The 24013-nt window shown below is 71.0% G+C and carries 22 protein-coding genes; 16 read left to right on the top strand and 6 right to left on the bottom strand.

What is annotated here, in order from left to right:
* Nucleotides 1–2: 2 nt before the first annotated feature.
* Nucleotides 3–1217 (bottom strand): ABC transporter substrate-binding protein, encoded by a 1215-nt coding sequence (locus HEQ75_RS07595; protein ID WP_168028892.1) that lies wholly within the window; start codon nt 1215–1217, stop codon nt 3–5.
* A gap of 194 nt (nt 1218–1411) precedes the next feature.
* On the opposite strand from HEQ75_RS07595, the gene HEQ75_RS07600 reads away from it, so the two are divergent.
* From HEQ75_RS07600 to HEQ75_RS07615, 4 genes are all read left to right on the top strand, one after another.
* Complete coding sequence (locus HEQ75_RS07600) at nt 1412–1603, top strand: hypothetical protein (RefSeq protein WP_168028894.1); 192 nt, start codon at nt 1412–1414, stop codon at nt 1601–1603.
* A gap of 7 nt (nt 1604–1610) precedes the next feature.
* Nucleotides 1611–2513 carry a DMT family transporter gene (locus tag HEQ75_RS07605; RefSeq protein WP_235961382.1) on the top strand — a complete coding sequence of 301 codons (903 nt, stop codon included), beginning with the start codon at nt 1611–1613 and terminating at the stop codon, nt 2511–2513.
* Between the two features lie 135 nt (nt 2514–2648).
* Nucleotides 2649–3668, top strand: a complete 1020-nt coding sequence (locus tag HEQ75_RS07610) for an ABC transporter substrate-binding protein (RefSeq protein WP_168028896.1) — start codon at nt 2649–2651, stop codon at nt 3666–3668.
* A 326-nt stretch (nt 3669–3994) separates the two neighbouring features.
* Complete coding sequence (locus HEQ75_RS07615) at nt 3995–5485, top strand: amidohydrolase family protein (RefSeq protein WP_168028905.1); 1491 nt, start codon at nt 3995–3997, stop codon at nt 5483–5485.
* 19 nt (nt 5486–5504) lie between these two features.
* Here HEQ75_RS07615 and leuB read toward each other — a convergent pair whose 3' ends face one another.
* Nucleotides 5505–6626 (bottom strand): 3-isopropylmalate dehydrogenase, encoded by a 1122-nt coding sequence (gene leuB, locus HEQ75_RS07620; RefSeq protein ID WP_168028907.1) that lies wholly within the window; start codon nt 6624–6626, stop codon nt 5505–5507.
* A 119-nt stretch (nt 6627–6745) separates the two neighbouring features.
* Here leuB and HEQ75_RS07625 point away from each other — a divergent pair, with 119 nt between their 5' ends.
* From HEQ75_RS07625 to HEQ75_RS07645, 5 genes are all read left to right on the top strand, one after another.
* Entirely contained in the window at nt 6746–7585 is an 840-nt protein-coding gene (locus tag HEQ75_RS07625; protein ID WP_168028909.1) for a sulfotransferase family protein, read from the top strand.
* A gap of 4 nt (nt 7586–7589) precedes the next feature.
* The gene (locus tag HEQ75_RS07630) at nt 7590–8450 is read left to right on the top strand and encodes a sulfotransferase family protein (RefSeq protein WP_168028911.1); all 861 of its coding nucleotides are present in this window, start codon (nt 7590–7592) and stop codon (nt 8448–8450) included.
* A gap of 91 nt (nt 8451–8541) precedes the next feature.
* On the top strand, nt 8542–9582 hold the full coding sequence (gene dctP / locus HEQ75_RS07635; RefSeq protein WP_168028913.1) for a TRAP transporter substrate-binding protein DctP: 1041 nt from the start codon (nt 8542–8544) through the stop codon (nt 9580–9582).
* A 53-nt stretch (nt 9583–9635) separates the two neighbouring features.
* A complete protein-coding gene (locus HEQ75_RS07640; protein WP_235961383.1) occupies nt 9636–10145 on the top strand; it encodes a TRAP transporter small permease in 510 nt (169 codons plus the stop codon).
* A gap of 4 nt (nt 10146–10149) precedes the next feature.
* Nucleotides 10150–11445 (top strand): TRAP transporter large permease, encoded by a 1296-nt coding sequence (locus tag HEQ75_RS07645; RefSeq protein ID WP_168028917.1) that lies wholly within the window; start codon nt 10150–10152, stop codon nt 11443–11445.
* A 176-nt stretch (nt 11446–11621) separates the two neighbouring features.
* Here the strand turns inward: HEQ75_RS07645 and HEQ75_RS07650 are convergent, their stop codons facing one another.
* Nucleotides 11622–13046: a M20 family metallopeptidase gene (locus tag HEQ75_RS07650; RefSeq protein ID WP_168028919.1), complete on the bottom strand. Its 1425-nt coding sequence runs from the start codon at nt 13044–13046 to the stop codon at nt 11622–11624.
* 133 nt (nt 13047–13179) lie between these two features.
* On the opposite strand from HEQ75_RS07650, the gene HEQ75_RS07655 reads away from it, so the two are divergent.
* The gene (locus HEQ75_RS07655; protein ID WP_168028921.1) at nt 13180–13527 is read left to right on the top strand and encodes an HPF/RaiA family ribosome-associated protein; all 348 of its coding nucleotides are present in this window, start codon (nt 13180–13182) and stop codon (nt 13525–13527) included.
* 12 nt (nt 13528–13539) lie between these two features.
* Here the strand turns inward: HEQ75_RS07655 and HEQ75_RS07660 are convergent, their stop codons facing one another.
* Nucleotides 13540–15012, bottom strand: coding sequence for a sulfatase-like hydrolase/transferase (locus tag HEQ75_RS07660; RefSeq protein ID WP_168028923.1), 1473 nt, complete (start codon nt 15010–15012; stop codon nt 13540–13542).
* A gap of 104 nt (nt 15013–15116) precedes the next feature.
* Here HEQ75_RS07660 and HEQ75_RS07665 point away from each other — a divergent pair, with 104 nt between their 5' ends.
* The 6 genes from HEQ75_RS07665 to HEQ75_RS07690 all read left to right on the top strand — a co-directional run bounded on the left by HEQ75_RS07665 (nt 15117) and on the right by HEQ75_RS07690 (nt 20454).
* Nucleotides 15117–16076, top strand: coding sequence for an SPFH domain-containing protein (locus HEQ75_RS07665; RefSeq protein WP_235961384.1), 960 nt, complete (start codon nt 15117–15119; stop codon nt 16074–16076).
* Nucleotides 16061–16513 carry an NfeD family protein gene (locus HEQ75_RS07670; RefSeq protein ID WP_168028927.1) on the top strand — a complete coding sequence of 151 codons (453 nt, stop codon included), beginning with the start codon at nt 16061–16063 and terminating at the stop codon, nt 16511–16513. Before HEQ75_RS07665 ends, HEQ75_RS07670 begins: the two co-directional genes overlap by 16 nt.
* A gap of 74 nt (nt 16514–16587) precedes the next feature.
* On the top strand, nt 16588–17271 hold the full coding sequence (locus tag HEQ75_RS07675; RefSeq protein ID WP_168028929.1) for an MlaA family lipoprotein: 684 nt from the start codon (nt 16588–16590) through the stop codon (nt 17269–17271).
* Nucleotides 17272–17380: 109 nt separating this feature from the next.
* Nucleotides 17381–18358, top strand: a complete 978-nt coding sequence (locus HEQ75_RS07680) for a tripartite tricarboxylate transporter substrate binding protein (protein ID WP_168028931.1) — start codon at nt 17381–17383, stop codon at nt 18356–18358.
* Between the two features lie 127 nt (nt 18359–18485).
* Complete coding sequence (locus HEQ75_RS07685; RefSeq protein ID WP_168028933.1) at nt 18486–18950, top strand: tripartite tricarboxylate transporter TctB family protein; 465 nt, start codon at nt 18486–18488, stop codon at nt 18948–18950.
* Nucleotides 18951–18960: 10 nt separating this feature from the next.
* Nucleotides 18961–20454 (top strand): tripartite tricarboxylate transporter permease, encoded by a 1494-nt coding sequence (locus HEQ75_RS07690; protein ID WP_168028935.1) that lies wholly within the window; start codon nt 18961–18963, stop codon nt 20452–20454.
* Between the two features lie 12 nt (nt 20455–20466).
* On the opposite strand, the gene HEQ75_RS07695 is transcribed toward HEQ75_RS07690, so the two are convergent.
* Entirely contained in the window at nt 20467–21426 is a 960-nt protein-coding gene (locus HEQ75_RS07695; protein ID WP_168028937.1) for a tripartite tricarboxylate transporter substrate binding protein, read from the bottom strand.
* 336 nt (nt 21427–21762) lie between these two features.
* Nucleotides 21763–23844 carry an elongation factor G gene (gene fusA, locus HEQ75_RS07700; protein ID WP_168028939.1) on the bottom strand — a complete coding sequence of 694 codons (2082 nt, stop codon included), beginning with the start codon at nt 23842–23844 and terminating at the stop codon, nt 21763–21765.
* Between the last annotated feature and the right edge of the window lie 169 nt (nt 23845–24013).

The following is a 24013-nucleotide window of genomic DNA, read 5'->3' on the forward strand; positions in this document are numbered from 1 at the left end:
CGTCAGGCGGGCCAGGGGAAGACGGCCTGCGCGTCGGCGAAGTCCGTCGGGAAGATCACCTTGATGTCGGCGCCCTGCACCTGGGTGTTCACCGCCTGCCCGGCCTGGTTCTGGCCGTTGACGAAGCGCGTCGGGCCATAGGGCATGATGTGGCGGGTGAAGCGGCCGTCGGTGGCGGCAAGCGCCTCGATCAGCTTGCCGCGGTCCGCCGCGCCGGCGCGTTCCAGCGCATCGGCCACCAGCATCACGGCAGAGTAGTTCATCGGCGTGTTGTACAGCCAGAAGCGGTTCTGCGCCTCCACCTGCCGGCGCAGTTCCGCCGTCTTCGGCTTGCGCGGGTCGGCCCAGTGGTTCACGTCCATCACCAGGTTCGCCGCATCCGGGAATTCGCGCACGAAGCGGTAGTTGGAAGCGGCGCCGTTCAGCACGCAGTAGATGCCCTTCGGCCGGATCCGGCGCTGCTGCAGCGTGCGGCTCAGCAGCACGAATTCGGCGTAGTAGCTGGACGGGATGATGAGGTCCGGGTTCAGCGCGCGGATGCGCAGCGCGATGTTGGACATGTCCCGCGCCGGGGTCGGGTGGCTGATCGTCTCCAGCACCTGGAAGCCGCGCTTCGGCAGTTCCGCGCCCATCAGGCGGGCCATGCCGGACCCGAACAGCCCGTCCTCATGCACCACGACCACGGTCTTGGCCGGCTTGCCGGCGGCGTCGTTCAGCTTCACCAAATTGTCGAGCGCGGCGGCGGTGATGCTGCCGAAGCCCGGGGAGAAGCGGAAGGTGTTCTTCAGACCGCGCGTGACGATGGCGTCGGAGACGCCGACATCGACCACATAGGGCAGGTCGTAGCGCGACGCGGCCTGGGAGGAGGCGAGGCAGATCGGGCTGGCGAAGCCGCCGACCACGGCGACCACGCCCTCGCCGTTCATGCGCTCCACCTCCGCGGTGCCGCCTTCGGGGTTGGAGCGCGCATCGCCGAAGACCATCTCGATCTTCGCCCCGCCGAGCGCCTTGATGCCGCCCGTCGCGTTGATCTCGGCGATCGCCAGCTCGGCGCCCAGCCGGCCGTATTCGCCATCCTGCGCCAGGGCGCCGGTGACGGGCTGCAGGATGCCAAGCTTCACCGTGGCGGGCTGGGCGCGCAGCAGCGCGGGCGCGGCGAGCGCCCCGGCGGCGCCCAGCAGCACGGCGCGGCGGGAGGGCAGGTAGGTGTTCGGCATCGGTCTTGTTCCCTTGTGCTCATCCCTGTCGCGCGGTGTCCCGCGCCGGCCGATTTCTGCGCCGGACGGCGGCGCGAGGCAAGCTGTCCGGACAATGCCGGGCACCCCGCCGCCTGCCGCCCCCCCGCGTTGACGCCCGGCCCGCCGCCTTCTAACCCCTGCCCGACAACAACCAGCCCGGGAAGGTCACGCCGATGCGCTCGCATGAGGGCCAGTTCTCCGACAACCGGCCGATCCGCCGGTCGCCCCAGGAAAAGCGCCGCCTGCTGGCGGAGCTGAAGGAGACCCTGGCCGGGATCAAGCCGCACAACTCGCCCAGCCTGCGCACCACCCTGCTGGCCCGGATCAAGGAGCTGGAGACGGAGCTGGGGCCGGAGAAGAAGTAGCCCGACCATGCCCGAGGCGGCGGCCCCACCCCTGGCGGAGGGCCGCCGCGCGCTGGCCGGCATGGGCCTGATGGTGGGCGCCTGCCTGGCCTTCGCCGTGATGGGCGCGCTGTTCCGCGCCGCCATGCAGGACGGCCTGCCGGTGCCGCTGGTGCCCTTCGCCCGCGGCCTGTTCACCACGCTGGTGATGCTGCCCTGGCTGCTGCGGCGCGGCCCGCAGGCGCTGGCCACCCGCCGCCCCGGCGCCCATCTCGGGCGATTTGCCGCCGGGTCCTGCAGCTTCCTGCTGACCATGCTGGCCCTGCTGTGGCTGCCGCTGGCCGATGCGGTGGCGATCCTGCACGCCAAGCCGCTCTGGGCCCTGCCGCTGGCCTTTCTGCTGCTGGGGGAACGCATCGGCTGGGACCGGGCGATCGCCGCGGCGATCGGCTTCGCCGGCGTGCTGGTGATCGCCAGCCCGGACCTCGCCGCCGGCGGGCCGGACCTGCCGGCGTCCGGCCTGGCGGCGGCGCTGGCCGGCGGGGCGGCGGGGGCGATGGTGCTGGTGGCGGTGAAGACGCTCTCCACCACGGAGCCCCCGGCCCGCGTCGTCGCCTGGTATGCCATCGGCTCCGTCCTGCTATGGGCGCCGGTCTCCGCCTTCGTCTGGCAGACGCCGACGCCCCGCGCCCTGGTGCTGCTGGTGGCGGGGTCGCTCTGCGCCATGGCGGGGGATTTCATGGCCTCCTGGGCGGCGCGGCGGGCCCCGGTGGGGCTGCTGGCGCCGATCGAATATGTGCAGATCCCCGCCGCGGCGCTGATCGGCCTGCTGGCCTTCGCCGAGACGCCCGGCTGGGGCCTGTTCTGGGGCACGCTGGTCCTGCTGGCTGCCACCCTCTACCTGGCGCAGCGCAGCCAGGGGACGGGCTGAGCCCTGCCCAACCTGGCAGCAGACCGCCTGCAGGGGAGGCAGTCTTGCCCGGATTCGCGCGGCGACCTGGCCTGGCGGCCGGTGACAGGCGCCCATTCCGGGTTATGGTGCGCGCCTCACGGAGGGATCCCCATCATGCTGAACCGCCGCACCCTGATCGCCGCCGGCGTCGGCGCGACGCTCGCCTTGCCCGCCATCCGCACCGCCCGGGCGCAGACCGCGCTGCGCTTCACGCTGGACTGGGCGCTGCAGGGCAACCACGGCATGTGGGCGCTGGCGCAGGATCGCGGCCTGTTCCAGAGGGAACAGCTTTCGGTCCGCATGGACCGCGGCTTCGGCTCGGGCGATGCGCTGGTGAAGGTGGGCTCCGGCGCCTACGACATCGGCTTCGCGGATTTCTCCGGCGCGGTGAAGTTCAACGCGGAAAACCCGAACAGCCGGCTGGTGATGCTCTACCCGGTGTTCGACCGCACCGCGGCGGCCATCGTCACCATGAAGGGGCGGGGCATCGAGAAGCCGCAGGATGTCGCGGGCAAGAGCCTGGGCGCGCCGGAGGGCGAAGGCTCCCGCCTGCTGTTCCCGGCCTTCGCCAGGGTGGCGAACATCGACACGAGCCGCATCCGCTGGACCTCGATGGCAGCCAATCTGCGCGACACCATGCTGCGCACCGGCCAGGTGGATGCCGTCACCGGCTTCCTGTTCACCGTGCATTTCAACCTGGTGGGCCTGGGCATCGCGGAGGACCAGATCCTCTCCTGGCCCTATGCCGAGAACGGCCTCGACCTCTACGGCTCCGGCGTCTTCGTCCGCGCTGACTGGCTGGAGCGCAACGGCGAGGTGGCGGCCCGCTTCATCAAGGCCTCGATCGACGGGCTGAAGCTGCTGCTGAACGACGTGCCCGGCGGCATGGCGGCGCTGAAGCGGCGCGAGGCGCTGTTCGACGAGGCGCTGGAGGCCCGCCGCTTCGCGATGACGCGCGACCGCTCCATCATCACGCCCAACAGCCGCGCCAACGGCATGGGCTACCTGGACATGGCGCGGGCGCGGGAACTGGTTTCGGTGAATGCGCAGGCGCTGGGCGTCGCCAACCCGCCGGCCGCCGAGAGCATGTTCACGGACCGCTACCTGCCGCCGAAGTCCGAGCGGATGTTTTGAGGGATTTGCTGCCCTCAGACGCCGGGCGCCGGCTCCGCCGGCTTGGCTTCGCCGCATAGGCGGCGGCGGCCACCCGGCCGCTCGGCCGGTGCGAAGGGCACCGGCCGCCTGGCTGGAACGCCGGGCGCCGGCTCCGCCGGCTTGGCTTCGCCGCATAGGCGGCGGCCATCCGGCCGCTCGGCCGGTGCGAAGGGCACCGGCCGCCTGGCTGGAACGCCGGGCGCCGGCTCCGCCGGCTTGGCTTCGCCGCATAGGCGGCGGCGGCCATCCGGCCGCTCGGCCGGTGCGAAGGGCACCGGCCGCCTCATGGGTTGGAGAGTTCGGCGATGACCAAGACCCTTCTGACCGGCGCCCGGATCCTGGCGCCGGATGCGCTGTCCACCCGCTTCCAGGATGTCCTGGTGGAGGGCGACAGGATCGCCGCGCTGCTGCCGCCCGGCAGCACGGTGGAGTCCGCTCAGACTTTCGATGCGCGCAACCGCCTGGTCATCCCCGGCCTGGTGAATGGCCATACCCATGGCCATGGCGGGCTGGCCAAGGGCTCCGGCGACAAGTGGGACCTGGCGCTGCTGCTGGCCCATGCCCCCTGGGTCACCGGCGGGCGGCAATTGCAGGACAAGTACCTGTCCTCCGCCCTCAATGCCGTGGAGAACCTGAAGAAGGGCTGCACCGCGGTCTACGACCTGCCCTCCGAGATCCCGCTGCCCACGGCCGAGGGGCTGGATGCGATGGCGGAGGCCTATGCGGCGGTCGGCCTGCGCGCCGTTCTGGCGCCGATGCTGGGCGACCTCACCTTCTTCCAGGCAACCCCCGGCCTGATCGAGAGCCTGCCGGAGCCGTTCCGTTCCAAGGTCGCGGCGATGGCCACCGCGCCGGCGGCCGAGACGCTGGCCGCCATGGGCGCCATCGCCCGCGGCTGGTCGCATGGCGGGCGCAACATCCGCTTCGGCGTGGCGCCGACCATCCCGCTGCACGGCACGGATGATTTCCTGCAGGCCTGCCGCGCCCTCGCCGCCGAACACGGCCTGCCGATGCAATCCCATGTGGCGGAAAGCCGCTACCAGGCCGCGGGCGGCGAAATCCGCTACACGGGCGCGACGCTGCTGGAGCACATGGACAGGCTCGGCCTCGTCGGCCCCTGGTTCAGCGTGGCGCATGGCGTCTGGCTGACGGAGGGTGACCTGGCGCTACTGGCGGAACGTGGCGGCGGCATCTCGCACAACCCGGGCGCCAATATGCGGCTCGCCTCCGGCATCGCCCCGGTGCGCAAGGCGATCGCGGCCGGCGTCACCGTCGGCATCGGCACCGATGGCTCCTCCTCCTCCGACAACCAGAACATGTTCGAGGCGATGCGCCTCGCCGCCTTCGCCTCCCGCCTCTGGGAGGATGCGGAGGACGCCGCTTGGCTGGGCACGGCGGAGACGGTGCGGCTGGCGACCCAGGGCTCCTCGCGCCTGCTGGGGCTGGAGGGCGGCACCATCGAGGCCGGGCGCAACGCCGACCTGGTGCTGCTGGACCTGGAGCATGTGAACTGGGCACCGCTGAACGATGCGGCGAACCAGATGGTCTGGACCGAGGATGGCAGCGCCGTGGTCGATGTGATGATCGCCGGCCAGTGGAAGCTGCGCGATCGCCGCGTGCTGGGCATCGACGAGGCGAAGCTGGCGCGGGAGGCGAATGCCGCCGCCGAGCGGCTGCGCGGCGTCAACGCCGAGGCCCGCGCCTGGTGCGAGGCGGTGGCCCCGCATGTCGCCTGCCATTGCCGCTCCATGGCCAGGGGCTGGACCCGGTCCAGGCGGCTGTTGAAGGCGGAATAGCGCGCCCGGCCGTTTGCGGTCAGAGCCGCGCCAGCACCGCGTCGCCCATGCCCGCCGTGTCCAGCACCGCCTCGCCCGGCAGGGCGATGTCGGCACAGCGGGCGCCGGCGGACAGGGCCGCGCTGACGGCGGCCTCCACCTCCCGCGCCGCCGCCTCCGCCCCCGCGGACCAGCGCAGCAGCAGCGCGGCAGAGAGGATGGCGGCCAGCGGGTTGGCGATGCCCTTGCCGGCGATGTCAGGCGCCGAGCCATGCACCGGCTCGTACAGCGCCCGCCGCCTGCCGTCCGGCGCCGGCGGCGACAGCGAGGCGGAGGGCAGCAGGCCCAGGCTGCCCGCCAGCCCCGCCGCGGCATCGGAGAGCAGGTCGCCGAACAGGTTGTCCGTCAGGATCACGTCGAAGCGCTGCGGGTCCCGGTTCAGCATCAGGGCGCAGGTATCGGCCAGCATGTGGTCCAGCGCCACGTCGCGGAATTCGTCATGGTGCAGCGCGCCCACCACCTGGCGCCACAGCGCGCCGGCCTCCATCACATTGGCCTTGTCCACGCTGGTCACCCGGCCGCGCCGGCCGCGCGCCAGGGCGAAGGCGAAGCGCGCGGCGCGCACCACCTGTTCCTCGGTGTAGCTGTGGGTGTTGATGCCGCGGCGCTGGCCATCCTCCAGCCGCTCGATCCCGCGCGGCTCGCCGAAATAGATGCCGCCGGACAATTCCCGCACGAAGGCGAGGTCGACCCCCCTCAAGGTGCGCGCCTTGAAGGGCGAGACCTCGTCCAGCGCGCGCTCCGTCCGCACCGGGCGGATATTGGCGAACAGGTTCAGCCGCCGGCGCAACGCCAGCAGGCTGCCGCGGGCGCGTTCCTCCGCCGGCATGGCGCTGCGGCCCAGGCTGTCCGCAGCGCCGAACAGGATGGCATCGGCGCGGCCGATCGCGGCATCCGTCGCGGCCGGCACCAGCCTTCCGGTGGCCCGCCAGGTGGCGTTGCCATAGGGCATCTCCTCGATCACCAGCGGCAGGGCGTGGCGCGCCTGCATGTGGCGCAGCACGCGCAGCGCCTGGGCCGTCACTTCCGGCCCGATGCCGTCGCCACCCAGGGCGACCACATGCAGCGGACGGGGCGCGGGCGGGAACACGGGCTGGGACATCGACAACTCCTCCTGGCAGACCGGAAGAACGCGTCGGCGGCGGCGCCACGTCAAGGCCGGACCCCGGCGCGCGGTGCCCTTTGCCGGATCCGGGTGCGCCGTGGCAGAGAGGCCCCATGATGGCCGAAGCTCCCTCCCGCCCCGCCGTGCTGGTGCTGGGCATGCACCGATCCGGCACCTCCGCCTTCACCCGGGTTCTGGCGCTGCAGGGGCTGGCCCTGCCCAGCAAGCTGCTGGTGCCGCTCCCGGCCAATCCGCGCGGCTATTGGGAATCCCGCGCCGTGACCCTGCTGGACGACCGCATCCTGCGGGCCGCCGGCCGCAGCTGGCGCGACCCGCGGCCGCCGGTCCCCGCGTTGCTGACGCCGGAGAGGCGGGAGCGCTTTGCCGCGGAGGCGCTGCGCATCCTGCAGGATGAACTGCCGGGCGAGGCGCCCTTCATCCTGAAGGATCCACGGATCTGCCGCCTGATGTGGTTCTGGGAGCCGGTGCTGCACGCCTTCGGTGCCCGGCCGATGGTGGTGATGCCGGTGCGCAACCCGATCGAGGCCGCCCGCTCGCTCACCGAGCGGGAGGGGCTGGGCATGGCGGAAGGCCTGCTGCTGTGGCTCGGCCATGTGCTGGCGGCGGAGCGCGGCAGCCGCCACCTGCCGCGCGCCGTGGTGCATTACGACGACCTGCTGGCCGATTGGCGCGGCCTTCTGGCGCAGCTCGGCGTGGCCTTCCGGCGGGAGACGGCGCTGGAGACCGAGGCCTTCCTCTCGCCCGCGCTGCGCCACCACGAGGCCGGCACCGATGCGCTGCTGCGCGACCCGGGCGTGCCCACGCCGATCAAGCGCGTCTATGCCGAGCTGCGCCGGGCGCCGGCCGAATCCGGCCTGGACCCCGCCCCCTTCGACGCCGCCGCCGCCTGGCTGGAGGCGGCGGTCAGCGACGCGCCAGCCGGGGCGGGGGCCTGAAACCATGGAGTCCCCGCCCCCAGCCTCCCGGCCGGCAGGCCCCCGCCCGGCCCGCACCGCCGTGCTGGTGCTCGGCATGCATCGCTCCGGCACCTCGGCCATCACCCGCGTGCTCGCCCTGCACGGGCTGGCGCTGCCGGCCCGGATGGTGAAGCCGGGCCATGACAATCCGCTGGGGTTCTGGGAATCACAGGCGGTGGTCGATGTGAACAAGCGGCTGCTCGCCCGGCTGGCGCGGCGCTATGACGACCCGCGCCCGGTGCGGTGGGCGCTGCTGCCCGCCGAGGCGCGTGAGCCCTTCATCGCCGAGGCCGCCGCCGCCCTGGCGGAGGAATTCCCCGGCGACGCGCCCTTCATCCTGAAGGAACCGCGGCTCTGCCGGCTGCTGCCGGTCTGGCTGCCGGCGATCGAACGGCTCGGCGCCACGCCCGCCGTGCTGCTGCCGGTGCGCAACCCGCTGGAGGTGGCGCAATCCCTGCTGGTCCGCAACCGGATCGGTACGGCGCAGGGCCTGCTGCTGTGGCTCGGCCATGTGCTGGCGGCGGAGCGCGACAGCCGCCACCTGCCGCGCGCCGTGGTGCATTACGACGACCTGCTGGCCGATTGGCGCGGCCTTCTGGCGCAGCTCGGCGTGGCCTTCCGGCGGGAGACGGCGCTGGAGACCGAGGCCTTCCTCTCGCCCGCGCTGCGCCACCACGAGGCCGGCACCGATGCGCTGCTGCGCGACCCGGGCGTGCCCGCGCCGATCAAGCGCGTCTATGCCGAGCTGCGCCGGGCGCCGGCCGAATCCGGCCTGGACCCGGCCCCCTTCGACGCCGCCGCCGCCTGGTTCGAGGAGGTCACCGCCGATCCCCCCGCCGGCTGAAGCCCCCCTTGCGGAACAACCGCCGCCGCCCGCATTCTCCGCCGATGAAAAGCCGGCCGGCGAAGGCACGGCGGGAAAGGGAGAAAGTTCCATGGTCAGCCTGATCACCCGGCGCCTGGCGCTGGCGGCTGCGGCCGGCGCGCTCGCCGCGCCCCACATCGCCGCCGCCCAGGGCCGCTACAAGTCGGAATACAAGCTCTCGGTCGTCGGCAACCGCCCGATCCCGCTTTCCGAAGGCGCCTTCCGCTGGGCGGAGCTGGTGACCGAACGCTCCGGCGGGCGGATCAACGTGAAGGTCTACCCGGGCAGCCAGCTGGTCGGCGGCGACCAGACCCGCGAACTGGTGGCGATGCGCCAGGGCGTGGTGGATTTCGCGGTGTTCTCCACCATCAACATCTCGCCGCAGATCCGCGAGATGAACCTGTTCTCCCTGCCCTTCCTGCTGCGTGATTCCCGCGGCTTCGATGCCATCGTGAAGGGCCCGATCGGCGCCGAGCTGTTCCGCACGCTGGAATCGCGCGACGTGCAGCCGGTGGCCTGGGGCGAGAACGGCTTCCGCGAGATCTCCAACAGCAAGCGCGCCATCCGCACGCCGGACGACCTGCGCGGCATGAAGATCCGCTTCGCCGCCGGCGCCATCTTCTCCGAGATCTTCTCGGGCCTCGGCGCCAATCCGGTGCAGATGTCCTTCGCCGACCTGCAGCCGGCGCTGTCCACCGGCGCGGTGGACGGGCAGGAGAACCCGGTGAACCTGTTCCTCGCCTTCCGCATGGACACGCTGGCGCAGAAGCACCTGTCGATCTGGAACTACGTGGCGGATGCCGGCATCTTCCTGCTGACCAAGCAGGCCTACAACAGCTTCTCGCCGCAGGACCGCGACCTGGTCCGCGCCTGCGCCGAGGAAGCCGCGCAGGCGCAGATCATCGGCAGCCGCAAGGGGCTCGACCCCAATGGCGACCGCAGCTCGATCGACGAGATGCAGCGCCGCGGCGTCACCGTCACGGTGCTGAGCGATGCGGAGAAGCAGGCCTTCGCCCGCGCCACCAAGCCGGTCTACGACAAATGGACGCAGACCGTGGGCGCCGACCTGGTGCGCCGCGCCGAGGCCGCCATCAACGCCGCGCGGGCCTGACGCGCAACCGGCGGCGGGGCCTGCACCCCGCCGCCACCCACGGAATGCCCCAGATGGACCAGCACGCCGACATCCAGGCCCCCGGCCTGCAACTCGGGGAAGCGCCGCCGCGCATCCCGGTGACGATCGAGGGCGCGATCGGCGCGGCGCTGATGGCGACCCTCGCGCTGATCACCTTCGCGAATGTCGTGGTGCGCTACTTCACCAGCGTCTCCTTCGCCTTCACGGAGGAATACTCGGTGGCGCTGATGGTGGTGATGGCCTTCATCGGCGCCGCCGCCGCCTTCGGCAACGACCGCCACATCCGGATGACGTTCTTCACCGAGCGCCTGCCGCTGCGCCTCGCACGGCGGGTTGAACAGGTGGTGCTGCTGGCCTGCCTCGGCATCTTCGCCGCCATCGCCTGGCTCGGCGCCTGGTACACCTGGGACGAGTATCGCTTCGAGGTGCTCTCGCCCGGTCTCGGCGTGCCGTCCTGGTACTACACCATCTGGATGCCGCTGCTCTCGGTGGTGATCTGCCTGCGCATCGCCGGCCGGATGCTGCGCGTGGCGCGGGCCTGACACGATGGCCCTGGAAGGTTCGCTCATCCTGCTCGGCAGCTTCTTCGTGCTGCTGTTCCTCGGCGTGCCGGTCGGCGTCTCCCTCGGCGTTTCCGGCTTCCTGGTCATCGCCATCGAGGGGCTGGGCGTCATGGCCCTGCCCACCAACATCTGGACCGGCATCGCCAAATATCCGCTGCTGGCGCTGCCGATGTTCGTCCTGGCCGGCATGGTGTTCGAACGCGCCGGCGTTGCCGCACGGCTGGTGCTGTTCGCCCAGGCACTGGTCGGCGCCCGGCATGGCGCGCTGGCCATTGTCGCCGTGCTGGTCTGCCTGGTGCTGGGCGGCATCAGCGGCTCCGGCGCCGCGGATTCAGCGGCCGTCGCCGCGGTGATGCTGCCGGCCATGCTGAAGCAGGGCTATCCGCGCGCCTATTCCGCAAGCCTGATCGCCGCCGCGGGGTCGACCGCCGTGCTGATCCCGCCCTCCATCCCGTTCATCGTCTATGCGGTGCTGGTGCCGGGCGTCTCCGTGCCGGCGCTGTTCCTGGGCGGCGTCGTGCCCGGGCTGCTGGCCGGCCTCGCCCTGCTGGTGCCGGCCATCGTCCTGGCCCGTATCCACGGCTTCGGCCTGCCGGAGGTGGCGGAGGACCGGCCGCCGATCTGGGCCTCCTTCAAGGACGCGATCTGGGGCCTGCTGGCGCCCATCGTCATCCTCGGCGGCCTGCGCTCCGGTGCCTTCACGCCCACCGAGGCCGCCGTGGTCGCCGTGTTCTACGGGCTCGGCGTAGGCCTGTTCATCTACCGCGTGCTGACCTGGCGCGACCTCTACGCCACGCTGCGCGACAGCGCGGAAATCAGCGCCGTGGTGCTGATGATCGTGGCCCTGGCCAGCATCTTCGCCCATGCCGGCAGCACCGTCGGCGCCTTCGATGCGCTGGCCCAGGCGCTGGTCGGCATCACCGCCAACGAGACGGTCATGCTGCTGATGATCACCGCCCTGGTGCTGGTCGCCGGCATGCTGATCGACGCCATCTCCATCTTCCTGGTCTTCCTGCCCATCCTGCTGCCCATCGCCCGCAGCTTCGACTGGGACCTGACCTGGTTCGGCATCCTGCTGACCATGAACGTCGCCATCGGCGCCTTCACCCCGCCCATGGCGGTGAACCTGATGGTGACCTGCAAGGTGGCCGGCACCTCGATGGAATCGACCATCCCCTGGGTGATCTGGTTCGTCCTGGCGATGCTGAGCGCCCTGCTGGCGGTCGCCTTCATCCCCGACCTGGCGCTGGGCCTGCCACGGCTGTTCGGGGATCTGTAGGGCGGCGCCGGTGGCTTGCAGGGGGAGGCTGCCCCCCTGCCAGGGGCCTCGGGCCCCAGGCCCCCTCCGCTCATCAATCATGGATGCAGAGGGCCAAGGCTCCTTGCGGGGTCAGGGCGCTGCGCTGACGAGGAGGGGCATCGCCCCTCCTGCAATCACCTGCGCAACCGGCGCCTTCAGACCGAGACGCTCATGTCCAGCGCCGGCTTGGCGTCGGCGGGCAGCGGGCTTTCGTAGGGCTTGCCGCCGGTGCGCTTGGCGTGGTCGGCCTTGGCCTCCGCGATCAGCTTCGGGTTCTGCAGCGCGTCGATGGCCGTGCCAGCCATGACCTTCGCCACATGCACCATGCCCTTGTGGGCCGCCGGCAGCTTGCCCTGGCCGGTGAGCTGCCAGGAATGAAAGGGCGTGCCGATGGCGCAGGTGGCGCCGCGGGCCTGCACGGTCGGCACCTTCCAGGAGACGTCGCCGACGTCGGTGGAGCCGATCATCGGCACGCCCTTGGCGTTCTCCGGCACCACCTGCTCGCAGAGCACCTCGCCCGGCCGCGGCTCCACGCCGACGCGGCGCCAGGCGGAGGAGATGTCTTCCTCCGACAGCGTCGCCTGGAATTCGGCGGCCTTGGCGCGGTCGGCATCGTCCCATTCCGGCGCACCGAGGCGGTCCAGATTGGCCTGCATCGCCTTGTCCAGCGGCGCATTGCCCATCAGGTTCGAAACGGCGGAGACGACGCGGGTGGAGACGGTGCATTCCGTCATCAGCGCCGCGCCATCGGCGATCTTGCGCACGCGGGTGACCAGGGCGTTGAGCTCGGTCACGTTGCGGGCGCGGATCAGGTAGCGGACCTTGGCGGTGGACTGCACCACGTTCGGCGCGATTCCACCGGCATCGAGGTAGGCGTAGTGGATGCGGGCGTCGGAGGGCATGTGCTCCCGCATGTAGTTCACGCCGACATTCATCAGCTCCACCGCATCGAGCGCCGAGCGGCCGAGATGCGGCGCGGCGGCGGCATGAGAGGCGCGGCCGACGAAGGAAAAGTCGATGCGGGTATTGGCCAGCGAGATCATGTCATCGACGCCGGCGAAGCTGGCCGGGTGCCAGGTGATGGCGATGTCCACATCGTCGAAGGCGCCGTCCCGCACCATGAAGCCCTTGGCGGCGCCGCCTTCCTCGGCCGGGCAGCCGTAGTAGCGCACGCGGCCCGGAAGGCCATTGGCCTTGAGCCAGTCCTTCACCGCGGCGGCGGCCATCAGGCTGGCGGAGCCGAGCAGGTTGTGGCCGCAGCCATGGCCGCGGCTCTCGCCCGGCACCGGGCGCGGCTCGGTGACGCCGGCTTCCTGGGACAGGCCCGGCAGCGCGTCGTATTCGCCGAGGATGGCGATGACCGGGCCGCCCTCGCCCGCCTCGCCCATCACCGCCGTCGGGATGCCGGCGACGTTGGTGGTGACCCGGAAGCCCTCGGCCTCCAGCATCGCCTTGTGCTCGGCGCTGCTGCGGTGTTCGTCGTAGCAGAGCTCCGGCATGCCCCAGATCTTGTCCGCAAGCTCGACATAGGGCTCGCGCCGCTGGTCGACGAGTTGCCAGATCTGTTCCGAGTTCTGCATGGAGCGCTCCTTTGCCAAGGTCGCCAGTATCGCGCGGATCGCCCGGCCCGGCCAGCGCCGCCCCGCTCAACTTCCCCGCCCAACTTTGCCGACCCGGGCGCGTTGAGGCCGGATGACAGTGAGGAGGACCGGCATGCAGGTCCAGGTGAACACCCAGGATGGCGCAGGCGGCGCGGAACTGGTGGAGCGGGTGGAACAGGCGGTGCAGGACGCCCTCAGCCGTTTCGCGGACCAGTTGACCCGGGTCGAGGTGCATCTGACGGACGCCAATGCCGGCAAGGGCGGGGCGCAGGACAAGCGCTGCATGGTGGAAGCGCGGCCGGTCAGCCACAAGCCGGTGGCGGTGACGCATGAGGCGGCGACGGTGCCACAGGCGATAAGGGGGGCGCTGGCCAAGGCCTCCCGGGCGCTGGACACGGCGCTGGCCTCCCGCACCGACCACAAGGGCAATGCCTCGCTGCGGGATGCCGAGCTGCCGTGAGCCGCGCCGGACTCAGCTCCAGGCGGGGGTGACGCCCGGGGGCGGGGAGAAGGGCAGGTCGCCGCGTGCCAGCACCGCCTCCCGCCCCCCATTTGCCGCCAGGATCGCGGCCTGGCGGGCCTTCACGCCGGCGTCGATCTCGGCCGGATCGGCGCCACCCAGCTTCTCGCGCAGCGCAATCTCCAGCCGCGCCAGCAGCAGGGCGTTGCCAGGGTCCGTCGCCAGATCCGCCAGCTCCTCGGGGTCCGCCGCGAGGTCGAAGAGCTGCGGCGGGTAGGTTGCGTAGCGGACGTATTTGTAAGGCCCATCGCGCAGCAGGAAGGCCGCCTCGCGCGATCCGCTGGCATGGTATTCGGACAGCACGGTCCGATCCGCCTCCGCCCCCTCTGCGATGCGGAACAGGGAGGCGGAGCCGGCGGGCGGCGGCGTGGCGCAGCCCACCGCCTCCAGCACCGTGGCGGCCAGGTCGGTCAGGCAGACCGGCGTGGCGCAGACCGCGCCGGGGGTCACCCCCTGCCCGGCGAGGATCATCGGCACCGACGCCGATTCCTCATACATCACGCTTTTCCCCCACAGGCCGCGGGCGCCGACATTGTCGCCGTGGTCTGAGGTGTAGAGCACCCGCGTCGCCCCGCTCAGGCCGGTGCCTTCGAGCGCCGCCAGGATGCGGCCGACCTGTTCATCCATGAAGGAGACCAGGCCGTAATAGCCGGCCAGCATCCGCTGCACCGTCGCCTGGTCCGTCACGCCGGAATCATAGGGCACCGTCGCGGCATAGTCGCGGATGAAGGGGTGGGTCGGGCGCTGGTCCGGCGCATAGAGCTTGGGCATCCCCACCACCTCGGGCGGGTAGCGGTCGAAATGCTGGGGCGGCGCCGTCAGCGGGAAATGCGGGGTGACGAGCGAGACGAACAGCACCCAGGGGCGATCCGGGGCGGCGCCCTGCTTCGCCTGAAGCCAGGCCTCGGCCGCCGCGGCGATGTCGCGGTCGTAGCGGGTGTAGTCGCTCTCGCCCGGGCCGGCGCCGGCGGCCATCTTGGCGGCGCCCTTGCGCGGCGGCGCCGTCTCGTCGCGGATCAGCGCCAGCAGGTCGCCCTTGCCCTCCACCACATGCATGGCCAGGCGTTCTTCCGTGAAGCCATGGTCGTCGCCCGGCAGGCCGCGGAAATGCAGCTTGCCGATCGAGACCACCTCATGCCCCGCCGCCCGGACCATGTGGTGCCAGGAGGGGATGGCGCCGTCATAGGGGTCGGCATTGTCGGCGTAGCGGCCCATGGCGTGCAGCGCCTGGCCGGTGGCCATGGCGGCGCGGGCGGGCACGCAGATGGGGGATGGGGTGTAGGCCGCGGTGAAGCGCGTGCCGCGGGCGGCCAGCCGGTCCAGGTTCGGTGTCTGCACGAAGGGGTGGCCGGCGCAGCCCAGCGCCTTCGGGCTGTGCTCGTCGGCCAGGATCACCAGAAGGTTCTGCGGCGGCAACGCTGGCATGTGGCTTGTCTCCCCGATTCCGGGCATGCTGGGCGGGAAGCGGCGGTGGGAAAAGCCCCCCCGATCCCCGCGCCAGGATGGCGCCCGGAACCCCAGAGGACACCATGCCGGAGCTGTCTTTGCCCACCGTCGTGCTGATCGCCGTGCTGCTGCTGGCGGTGGTGACGGTCGCCCAGGGAATCCGAACCGTGCCGCAGGGCCAAGTCTGGACGGTGGAACGCTTCGGCGCCTTCACCCGCCTGCTCGCCCCCGGGCTGAATCTGATCGTCCCCTACATCGACCGCGTCGGCCACAAGCTGAACGTGCAGGAGGTGGTGCTGGACATCCCGGAGCAATCCGTCATCACCAAGGACAATGCCACGGTGGCGGTGGACGGCATCGTCTACTACCGGGTGATGGACCCGGCCAAGGCCGCCTATGCGGTGCAGGACCTGAAGCAGGCCCTGGTCGCCATGGCGATGACCAATATCCGCGCCGTGATCGGCGAGATGGACCTGGACCAGACCCTCTCCTCCCGCGATCGCATCAACACCTCGCTGCTCAACATCCTGGACGGGGCGACGGAGCCCTGGGGCGCCAAGGTCAGCCGCGTGGAAATCCGCAAGATCGAGCCGCCGGAGACGCTGATCCGCGCGATGAACCTGCAGATGACGGCGGAGCGCGAGCGCCGCGCCAGCGTCGCCAAGGCAGAGGGCGAGAAGCAGGCGCTGGTGCTGCAGGCGGAGGGCCGGCGCGACGCCGCGATGCGGGATGCGGAGGCCCGCGAGGCCCTGGCACAGGCCGAGGCCAATGCCACCAAGATGGTGGCGGATGCCGCCGCCGGGGCCGGCGCGGATGCGCTGCGCTACTTCATCGCCGACAAATACGTGAAAGCCTTCGAGGCAATGGCGGCCAACCCCTCCTCCCGCCTCGTCATCGTGCCGATGGAAAGCGCGGCGCTGGCCGGCGGCATCACCCAGGCCATGGAATTGCTGCGCGGCCCGGGGACGGCGGGTGGCCCGGCGCCGCCCGCCGACCCGGGCGGCGGGCTGCTTCCCGGGGACAGGCCGTGGAACCGGGCCTGATCTGGATCCTCGCCGGGCTGTTGGCGCTGGGGGCGGAGTTGGTCCTGCCGGGGGTCTACCTGGTCTGGGCCGGCTTCGCCGCCACCGGCACCGGGCTGGTGCTGCTGCTGGCCGGGGACCTCGGCTTCGGCCTGGACGTGGCGCTGTTTCTGGCATTGCTGGCCGCCGGGGTCGCCGGCTCGCTGGCCATGCGCCGCCGCACGGGGGCCGCCTCGCGCCGGGTGAATGCACCGGAAGCCGGGCTGGCGGGGCGGGCGGCCACCCTGCTGCATGGGCCGGATGGCGCGCTGCGGGTGCGGCTGGGCGACAGCGAATGGCCGGCGCGCCTGCCACGCGGCGTGGCGGTGCCGGCGGATGGCACGGCCATGCGGGTGGAGGCGGTGGACGGCGTGGTGCTGGTGGTGCGGCCGCAGCCGGACCCGGCCGGCCAGGCTTGACCGCCACCCGGGAACGGAACCCCGGCGCGGCCCGGCCGTTCCGGAACCTGTCCGCCCGGAGAAGGTTCCACCCCATGCGCCGCCTGCTGATCGCCACGCTGCTCTGCCTGGCCCCGCCCGCGATGGCGGAGGTGACGGACCCGTTCGAGCCGTTCAACCGGCGGGTCGAGGTGCTGAACCAGCAGCTGCGCCGGGCGGTGCTGGACCCGATGGCGGCAGCCTGGCGCAGCCATGTGCCGGATCCGGTCCGGCAGGGCGTGGCCAATGTGCTGGCCAATCTGCGGGAGCCGCTGAGCGCGGCCTCCGGGCTCGCGGCCGGGGAGCTTGCGCTGGCGCGGAACGCCGCCATCCGCTTCGGCATCAATTCCAGCCTGGGCCTCGGCGGGGTGCGGGACGTGGCGGCGGCATGGGGGCATCCCCGGCAGCCATCCTCGCCCGGCGATGCGCTCTGCGCCTGGGGTGTGCCGGCCGGGCCCTATCTGGTGCTGCCGCTGCTCGGCCCCTCCAACCTGCGCGATGCCGGGGCGCTCTTCGCCGCCAATGCGGGCCTGGCGCATGGGCTGGGCATGGGGGTCTATGTGCCCTGGCGCAGCAGCGACCTGCTGGTGAGCTATGCCGAGGCCGCGCCCGGCCTGGCGCGGGCCGAGGCCGAGGCGCTGGACCCCTATGCCGTCTACCGCAGCGCCTATGCGCAGCGCCGCGCCCTCACCTGTGCGGTGGACCGCCGCGACGGCCATCCGGCCGAGGATGCGGAATGAATACGGTTCGCCGCCCCTCTCCTGGCTTGATGCGGCCGCGCAACCCGGCCTAGCCTCCGCAGCAAGCGATCCGGAGCAACCGGGCGCATCACGGAGGAGAGACGTTCCCATGCCCATCCTGACCCGTCGTTCCCTGCTGGCCGCGAGCGGCGCGGCGCTGGCCATGCCGGCGCTAGGGCAGGGCAACTGGCCGAACCGCCCGATCCAGCTGGTGGTGCCGTGGGGCGCCGGCGGCGGCACGGATGCCACGGCGCGCATCGTCGGCAGCCTGCTGGAACGCGACCTCGGCCAGCCGGTGAACGTGGTGAACCGCACCGGCGGCTCCGGCGTGGTCGGTCATTCCGCCATCGCGACGGCGGCGCCGGATGGCTACACCATCGGCATGATCACGGTGGAAATCACCATGATGCACTGGCAGGGGCTGACGCAGCTCAACCCCACCTCCTACACCCCGCTGGCGCTGATGAACTCCGACCCGCCGGGCGTGCAGGTGAAGCAGGATTCGCCCTATCAGGACATCAAGGCACTGGCGGATGCCATCAAGGCGCGGCCGGCCGGCACCTTCAAGGCCAGCGGCACCGGCCAGGGCGGCATCTGGCACCTGGCGCTGGTGGGCTGGCTGCAGGCGATGGGGCTGAAGGGCGACCATGTGCGCTGGGTCCCCTCCAACGGCGCCGCCCCGGCGATGCAGGAACTGGCGGCGGGCGGTGTCGACATCGTCACCTGCTCGGTGCCCGAAGCGCGCGCAATGATCGATGCCGGCCGCGCCAAGTCGCTGGCGATCATGGCGCCGCAGCGCAACCCGATGTTCGCCCAGGTGCCGACGCTGAACGAGACGCTGGGCATCAACTACTCGGTCGGCGCCTGGCGCGGGATCGCCGCGCCGAAGAACCTGCCGGCGCCGATCGCGCAGCGCTACGGCGCGGCGCTGAAGGCGGCCTACGACAACCCGCAGTTCAAGGAGTTCATGTCCAGCCGCGGCTTCGGCACGGTGTGGCAGGACGCCGCGGGCTTCGCCAGCTTCATGGCGGAAGGCGACCGCGCGATGGGCGCGGCGATGCGCGGCGCCGGCCTGGCCCGCGGCTAAGCATCCGGCGCGGCCGCCGGCCGCGCCGCCTCCTGGCCGATTGGCGCGGCCGCGCCGCGCCGCCCCCTGGCCCGGGGCGCACCCGGCGCGGCCGGCTGCGCCCGGGCTGCGTCCGGAAGGGCGAAGCATGCGTCTGAACGATTCGCTCCTCGGCGCCATCCTGCTGGTCTTCGCGGGCTGGGTCTGGTGGCTGACAACCTACTTCCCCTCCTTCCCCGGGCAGGATTACGGGCCGAACCTGTTCCCCCGCATCCTGGCCGCCGGCATCGGGCTGTGCGCCCTGTTGTTGTTGCTACGCGGCCTGCGTGCCGGCGGCGCCGCCCTGGTGCTGGAGCCCTGGACAAGGCAGCCGGCGCGCGTCGCGTCCTTCCTGATGATCCCGGGCGGGGCGCTGGCCTACATCCTGCTGTCGGACCCTCTGGGCTTCATCCCCACCGCCTTCCTGCTGCTGCTGGGCCTGTTCCTGTGGTTCCGCGCCAGGCCCGTGCTGGCGCTGCCGGTCGCCGCCGGCATGACGCTGCTGGTGCACTGGTTCTTCGCCGGGCTGATGCGCGTGCCGCTGCCGCGCGGGCTGCTGGACAGCGTGCTGTGAGGACCCGCTGATGGACGCGCTTCTGCAGGCCTTCGGGCTGGTCTTCGACCCCTTCGTGCTCGGGGTCATCGGTGTCTCCGCTCTGTTCGGCATGTTCGTCGGCGCCATGCCCGGCCTGACGGCCACCATGGCCACCGCCCTGCTGGTGCCCGTCACCTTCTTCATGCCGCCGGTCCCGGCGCTGGGCGCCATCGTCACCGCAACCGCCATGGCGATCTTCGCCGGCGACATCCCCGGCGCCATGCTGCGTATGCCAGGCACGCCGGCTTCCGCGGCCTATGCGGATGAATCCTACGCCATGACGCAGAAGGGCCAGCTCAACCTCTGCATGGGCGTGAACCTGGTGTTCTCCGTCGCCGGCGGGATGATCGGGGTGGCCGTGCTGATCGCCTTCGCGCCGCTGCTGGCCGAGGTCGCGATCAACTTCTCCTCCTACGAGTATTTCTGGCTGGCCTGCCTCGGCCTGACCTGCGCCGTCTTCATGTCCAACGCTGACCCGGTGAAGGGTTTTCTCTCGCTGTTCTTCGGGCTGCTGCTGGCCACGGTGGGCATCGACCCGGCGGCGGGCTTCCCGCGCTTCACCTTCGACAATGTGGATCTGATGGGCGGCGTGAACTTCGTCGCCACCATGATCGGCATGTTCGCGGTCAGCGAGCTGATGCGCGGGGCGGTCAGCCTGGACCAGGACGCGAAGGTGGTGGTCCAGGCCGTGGGCAACATCTTCAAGGGCGTGGGCGGCGTGTTCCGCCGCTACTGGCTGAACTTCCTGCGCGGCAGCGCCATCGGCACCGCCATCGGCGCCCTGCCCGGCGCCGGCGCGGACATCGCCGCCTGGATCAGCTACGCCATGTCCAAGCGCTTCTCGAAGCAGCCGGAGAAGTTCGGCACCGGGGAGGTGGAGGGCATCGTCGATGCCACCTCGGCCAATAATTCCGCGCTGGCCAGCGCCTGGATCCCGGCGCTGGTCTTCGGCATCCCCGGCGACAGCATCACCGCCATTGTCATCGGCGTGCTCTACATGAAGGGCATGAACCCGGGGCCGACGGTGTTCCAGGAAAACCCGCAGTTGATCTACGCGGTGTTCCTGATCTTCATCCTGGCCAACATCATCATGCTGCCGCTGGGCTGGGCCGCCATCAAATCGGCCCGGCAGATCCTGCGCGCGCCGCGCAACATGCTGCTGCCGGTCATCCTGCTGTTCTGCCTGGTGGGCAGCTTCGCCATGACCAACAGCCTGTACGGCGTGGTGCTGATGCTGGCCATGGGCATCCTGGGCTGGGTGATGGAGGAGCACGGCATCCCGGTGGCACCGCTGATCCTGGGCCTGGTGCTGGGCGAGATGCTGGAACAGACCTTCGTGCAGTCCATGATCAAGGCGGATGGCCACTGGCTAGAATTCTTCAGCCGCCCGATCGCCGGCACGCTGGGGGTGGTGACGCTTGGCATCTGGCTGGTGATGCTGGGCCGTGGCTTCCGGCGGGGGCCGGTGGCTGCCCCCGCCTGAGCGGCGCGCCGATCAGTCCACCTTGGCGCCGCTGATCCGGACCGCTTCGCCCCACTTCACCGCCTCGGCGCGCAGGAAGGTGGCGAAGCGGTCCGGGCCCATGCCGACAGCGATGCTGCCATCCGCCGTGGTGCGGGCGCGGAAGGCGGGGTCCGCCAGGGCCTGCTGGATGGCCGCGTCGACCCGCGCGATGGCGTCGGCCGGGGTGCCGGTGGGTGCCATCACCGCGAACCAGGACGTCAGGTCGAAGCCCGGCAGGGTCTCCGCCATCGCCGGCACATCGGGCAGCGCGTGGTTGCGCTGCGGGGAGGTTACGGCCAGGCCCTTCAGCCGGCCGGACTTCACCAGCTCCGTCGCCGTCGCCAGGGTGGGGAAGCCGAACTGCACCTGCCCGGCCATGACGTTGTTGACGATGTCCGGCGCGCCGCGGAACGGCACATGCACCGCCTGCACCTTCGCCGCAGCCTTGAACATCTCCGCCGCCAGATGCGCGCCTGAGCCGTTGCCGCCCGAGGCGTAGTTCTGGTCCGGCCGCGCCTTCAGACTTTCGATCAGCGCCGCCGTGGTCGCCGGGCCGTTGGACGGCACGATCAGCAGATGCGGCATGGCATAGGCCAGCGTCACCGGCACGAAATCGCGGAAGGTCTCATAGGGCAGCGTGCGGCGGGTCAGCGCCTGGTTGATCACCAGGGAATTGGTGCCGAGCATGAAGGTGTAGCCATCCGGCGCGCTGCGGGCGCCGGCCTCGAAGCCGATATTGCCGCCGGCACCGCCGCGGTTTTCCACCACCATGGGCTGGCCGATGGCCGCACCTACCCGCTCCGCCAATTGCCGGGCAATGACATCCGGCGCGCTGCCGGGAATGAAGGGCACCAGCAGGCGCACGCTGCGGCTGGGCCAGACGGGCTGGGCGCGCAATGCCGGTGCGGCCAGCAGGCCGGACCCGATGATGATGAGAGCGCGGCGTTGCATGCGTTTCCTCCCTATCCTTGCTTTGCCGCAAGGCTAGGCAGGCGACGGTCGCGCCGACAAGCGCCGGCTGCAGGAAGGGGCGAGAAAAAGGCGCGACGGGCAAAGGCGCCAGCCGCGGCCGCCCAAGGCGGCCCGGCGACGGTGCTGCATGAGGCCCGGCCCGGGGTCCGCCGGATCGAGGATGGCCGCCCCGCCCTTCACCTCCTCCAGCGCCGCCTCGGGCAGGCTCGGCGGGGGGGAAGCCACCGGCTTCGGCCCCCATCGGCGGGGCCCGCAACGCAAAACGGCGCGGGGGTTGCCCCCCGCGCCGTTCGCGACCCGCCGATCCGGCTGGGATCAGGCGGACTTCTTCATGATCTCGTCGGCGACGTTGCGCGGCACCGGGTCGTAGTGGTGGAACTGCATCGAGAAGCTGGCGCGGCCCTTGGTCATGCCGCGCAGGTTCGAGATGTAGCCGAACATTTCCTTCAGCGGCACATGCGCCCGGACGATGACCGAGGTGCCGGCCATGTCCTGGGACTGGATGACGCCGCGGCGGCGGTTCAGGTCGCCGACGACGTCGCCGACATGGTCGGACGGGGTGGTGACTTCCACGTCCATGATCGGCTCCAGAATCACCGGGCCGGCCTTCTTCATGCCTTCGCGGAAGCAGGCCTTGGCGGCGATTTCGAAGGCGAGCGCGCTCGAGTCGACGTCGTGGTACTTGCCGTCCACCAGGGTGTACTTGAAGTCCACCGTCGGGAAGCCCGCCAGCACGCCGGTGTCGGCCTGCACCTTGATGCCCTTTTCCACCGCCGGGATGTATTCGCGCGGCACCGAGCCACCGGTGGTGCCGTTGACGAACTCGATACCCTCGGTGCGCTCCTTCGGCTCGAAGACGATCTTCACCTCGGCGAACTGGCCCGAGCCACCGGACTGCTTCTTGTGGGTGTAGGTCTCGGTGTGGCTCTTCGTGATCGTCTCGCGATAGGCCACCTGCGGCGCGCCGATATGGGCGTCCACGCCGTATTCGCGCATCAGGCGGTCGACGATGATCTCGAGATGCAGCTCGCCCATGCCGGAGAGGATGGTCTGACCGGTCTCCTGGTCCGTGCGCAGGCGCAGGCTGGGGTCTTCGCCCGCCAGCTTCTGCAGGCCGAGCGTCATCTTCTCGACGCCTTCCTTGGTCTTCGGCTCGACGGAGATGTCGATGACCGGCACCGGGAAGGCCATGCGCTCCAGCACCACCGGATCCTCGCTGGCGGCCAGCGTGTCACCCGTGCCGGTGTCCTTCAGACCGACGAAGGCAGCGATGTCGCCGGCGAAGACTTCCTTGATTTCCTCGCGCTTGTCGGCGTGCATCTGGAACATGCGGCCGATGCGCTCGCGCTGGCCCTTGGTGGTGTTCTGCACCATGTCGCCCTGGCGGAGCGTGCCGCGGTAGACGCGCACGAAGGTCAGGTTGCCGTACTTGTCGTTGATGATCTTGAAGGCGAGGCCGGCGAAGGGCGCGTCCGGATCGGCGGGGATCACGGCGCGGTCGGCGGTCTCGTCCTCGCCCTCGGCCGGGGCGACCTTGATGCCGGGGATGTCGATCGGGCTCGGCAGGTAGTCCAGCACGGCATCGAGCAGCGGCTGCACGCCCTTGTTCTTGAAGGCGGTGCCGCACAGCACCGGGCGGAACTCGCCGCTGATGGTGCCCTTCTTGATGCACTTCTTCAGGGTCTCGACGGAGACATCGCCCTTGTCGAAATATTCCTCCATCGCCGTCTCGTCGATCCCGACGGCGGTGTCGACCAGCTTCTGGCGGAACTCGGCCGCCTTCTCCTTCAGGTCATCCGGGATGTCCTGGTACTCGTACTGCGCGCCCAGGTCGTCGCCAAACCAGATGATGGCCTTCATCTCGACCAGGTCGACGACGCCCTTGAAGGTGTCCTCGATGCCGATCGGCAGCTGCAGGGCCACCCAGTTGATGCCCAGCTTCTCGGTCAGCGTCTCGGCAGCGCGATAGAAATCGGCGCCCGTCCGGTCCAGCTTGTTGATGAAGATGATGCGCGGCACGTTGTAGCGGTCCGCCAGGCGCCAGTTGGTCTCGGACTGCGGCTGCACGCCGGCCACGCCCTCGATGATGAAGATGGCGCCGTCGAGCACGCGCAGCGACCGGTTGACCTCGATGTTGAAGTCGATGTGGCCGGGCGTGTCGATGATGTTGATGCGGTGGTCCTTCCACATCGCGGTCACCGCGGCGGAGGTGATGGTGATCCCCCGCTCGCGCTCCTGCGCCATGTAGTCGGTGGTGGTGTTGCCGTCGTGGACCTCACCGATGCGGTGGGACTTGCCGGTGTAGTACAGGATCCGCTCGGTCGTGGTGGTCTTCCCCGCATCGATATGCGCGGTGATGCCGATATTGCGGATCAGGTCCAGTTCAGTGCGCGCCACGATGGGTCTCCATACGCGAAAGCGGGACCGTCACCGGGCCACCGCCCGTTGCCGCCCGCGCAAATTGTCCAAGTCTAGGCTTCTCGCGGCGGGACATGCCCTTTCCCTGACGGTTTTGCAAGCGCCGGGTCACGCTATGTCACCAAGCGGCGCTCCGCCGGCGGCGGGC

This window comes from Falsiroseomonas selenitidurans, from assembly GCF_012103215.1.
Lineage (GTDB): Bacteria > Pseudomonadota > Alphaproteobacteria > Acetobacterales > Acetobacteraceae > Falsiroseomonas > Falsiroseomonas selenitidurans.

What these genes read in the sequence shown, in the direction of transcription:
- HEQ75_RS07615 (WP_168028905.1), top strand. Translation starts at nt 3,995, where the DNA reads ATGACCAAGACCCTTCTGACCGGCGCCCGGATCCTGGCGCCGGATGCG.
- HEQ75_RS07595 (WP_168028892.1), bottom strand. Translation starts at nt 1,217, where the DNA reads ATGCCGAACACCTACCTGCCCTCCCGCCGCGCCGTGCTGCTGGGCGCC.
- HEQ75_RS07655 (WP_168028921.1), top strand. Translation starts at nt 13,180, where the DNA reads ATGCAGGTCCAGGTGAACACCCAGGATGGCGCAGGCGGCGCGGAACTG.
- dctP (WP_168028913.1), top strand. Translation starts at nt 8,542, where the DNA reads ATGGTCAGCCTGATCACCCGGCGCCTGGCGCTGGCGGCTGCGGCCGGC.
- HEQ75_RS07665 (WP_235961384.1), top strand. Translation starts at nt 15,117, where the DNA reads ATGCCGGAGCTGTCTTTGCCCACCGTCGTGCTGATCGCCGTGCTGCTG.
- leuB (WP_168028907.1), bottom strand. Translation starts at nt 6,626, where the DNA reads ATGTCCCAGCCCGTGTTCCCGCCCGCGCCCCGTCCGCTGCATGTGGTC.
- HEQ75_RS07685 (WP_168028933.1), top strand. Translation starts at nt 18,486, where the DNA reads ATGCGTCTGAACGATTCGCTCCTCGGCGCCATCCTGCTGGTCTTCGCG.
- HEQ75_RS07660 (WP_168028923.1), bottom strand. Translation starts at nt 15,012, where the DNA reads ATGCCAGCGTTGCCGCCGCAGAACCTTCTGGTGATCCTGGCCGACGAG.
- HEQ75_RS07650 (WP_168028919.1), bottom strand. Translation starts at nt 13,046, where the DNA reads ATGCAGAACTCGGAACAGATCTGGCAACTCGTCGACCAGCGGCGCGAG.
- HEQ75_RS07695 (WP_168028937.1), bottom strand. Translation starts at nt 21,426, where the DNA reads ATGCAACGCCGCGCTCTCATCATCATCGGGTCCGGCCTGCTGGCCGCA.
- HEQ75_RS07675 (WP_168028929.1), top strand. Translation starts at nt 16,588, where the DNA reads ATGCGCCGCCTGCTGATCGCCACGCTGCTCTGCCTGGCCCCGCCCGCG.
- HEQ75_RS07680 (WP_168028931.1), top strand. Translation starts at nt 17,381, where the DNA reads ATGCCCATCCTGACCCGTCGTTCCCTGCTGGCCGCGAGCGGCGCGGCG.
- HEQ75_RS07625 (WP_168028909.1), top strand. Translation starts at nt 6,746, where the DNA reads ATGGCCGAAGCTCCCTCCCGCCCCGCCGTGCTGGTGCTGGGCATGCAC.
- HEQ75_RS07610 (WP_168028896.1), top strand. Translation starts at nt 2,649, where the DNA reads ATGCTGAACCGCCGCACCCTGATCGCCGCCGGCGTCGGCGCGACGCTC.
- HEQ75_RS07690 (WP_168028935.1), top strand. Translation starts at nt 18,961, where the DNA reads ATGGACGCGCTTCTGCAGGCCTTCGGGCTGGTCTTCGACCCCTTCGTG.
- HEQ75_RS07600 (WP_168028894.1), top strand. Translation starts at nt 1,412, where the DNA reads ATGCGCTCGCATGAGGGCCAGTTCTCCGACAACCGGCCGATCCGCCGG.
- HEQ75_RS07640 (WP_235961383.1), top strand. Translation starts at nt 9,636, where the DNA reads ATGGACCAGCACGCCGACATCCAGGCCCCCGGCCTGCAACTCGGGGAA.
- HEQ75_RS07630 (WP_168028911.1), top strand. Translation starts at nt 7,590, where the DNA reads ATGGAGTCCCCGCCCCCAGCCTCCCGGCCGGCAGGCCCCCGCCCGGCC.
- HEQ75_RS07645 (WP_168028917.1), top strand. Translation starts at nt 10,150, where the DNA reads ATGGCCCTGGAAGGTTCGCTCATCCTGCTCGGCAGCTTCTTCGTGCTG.
- HEQ75_RS07605 (WP_235961382.1), top strand. Translation starts at nt 1,611, where the DNA reads ATGCCCGAGGCGGCGGCCCCACCCCTGGCGGAGGGCCGCCGCGCGCTG.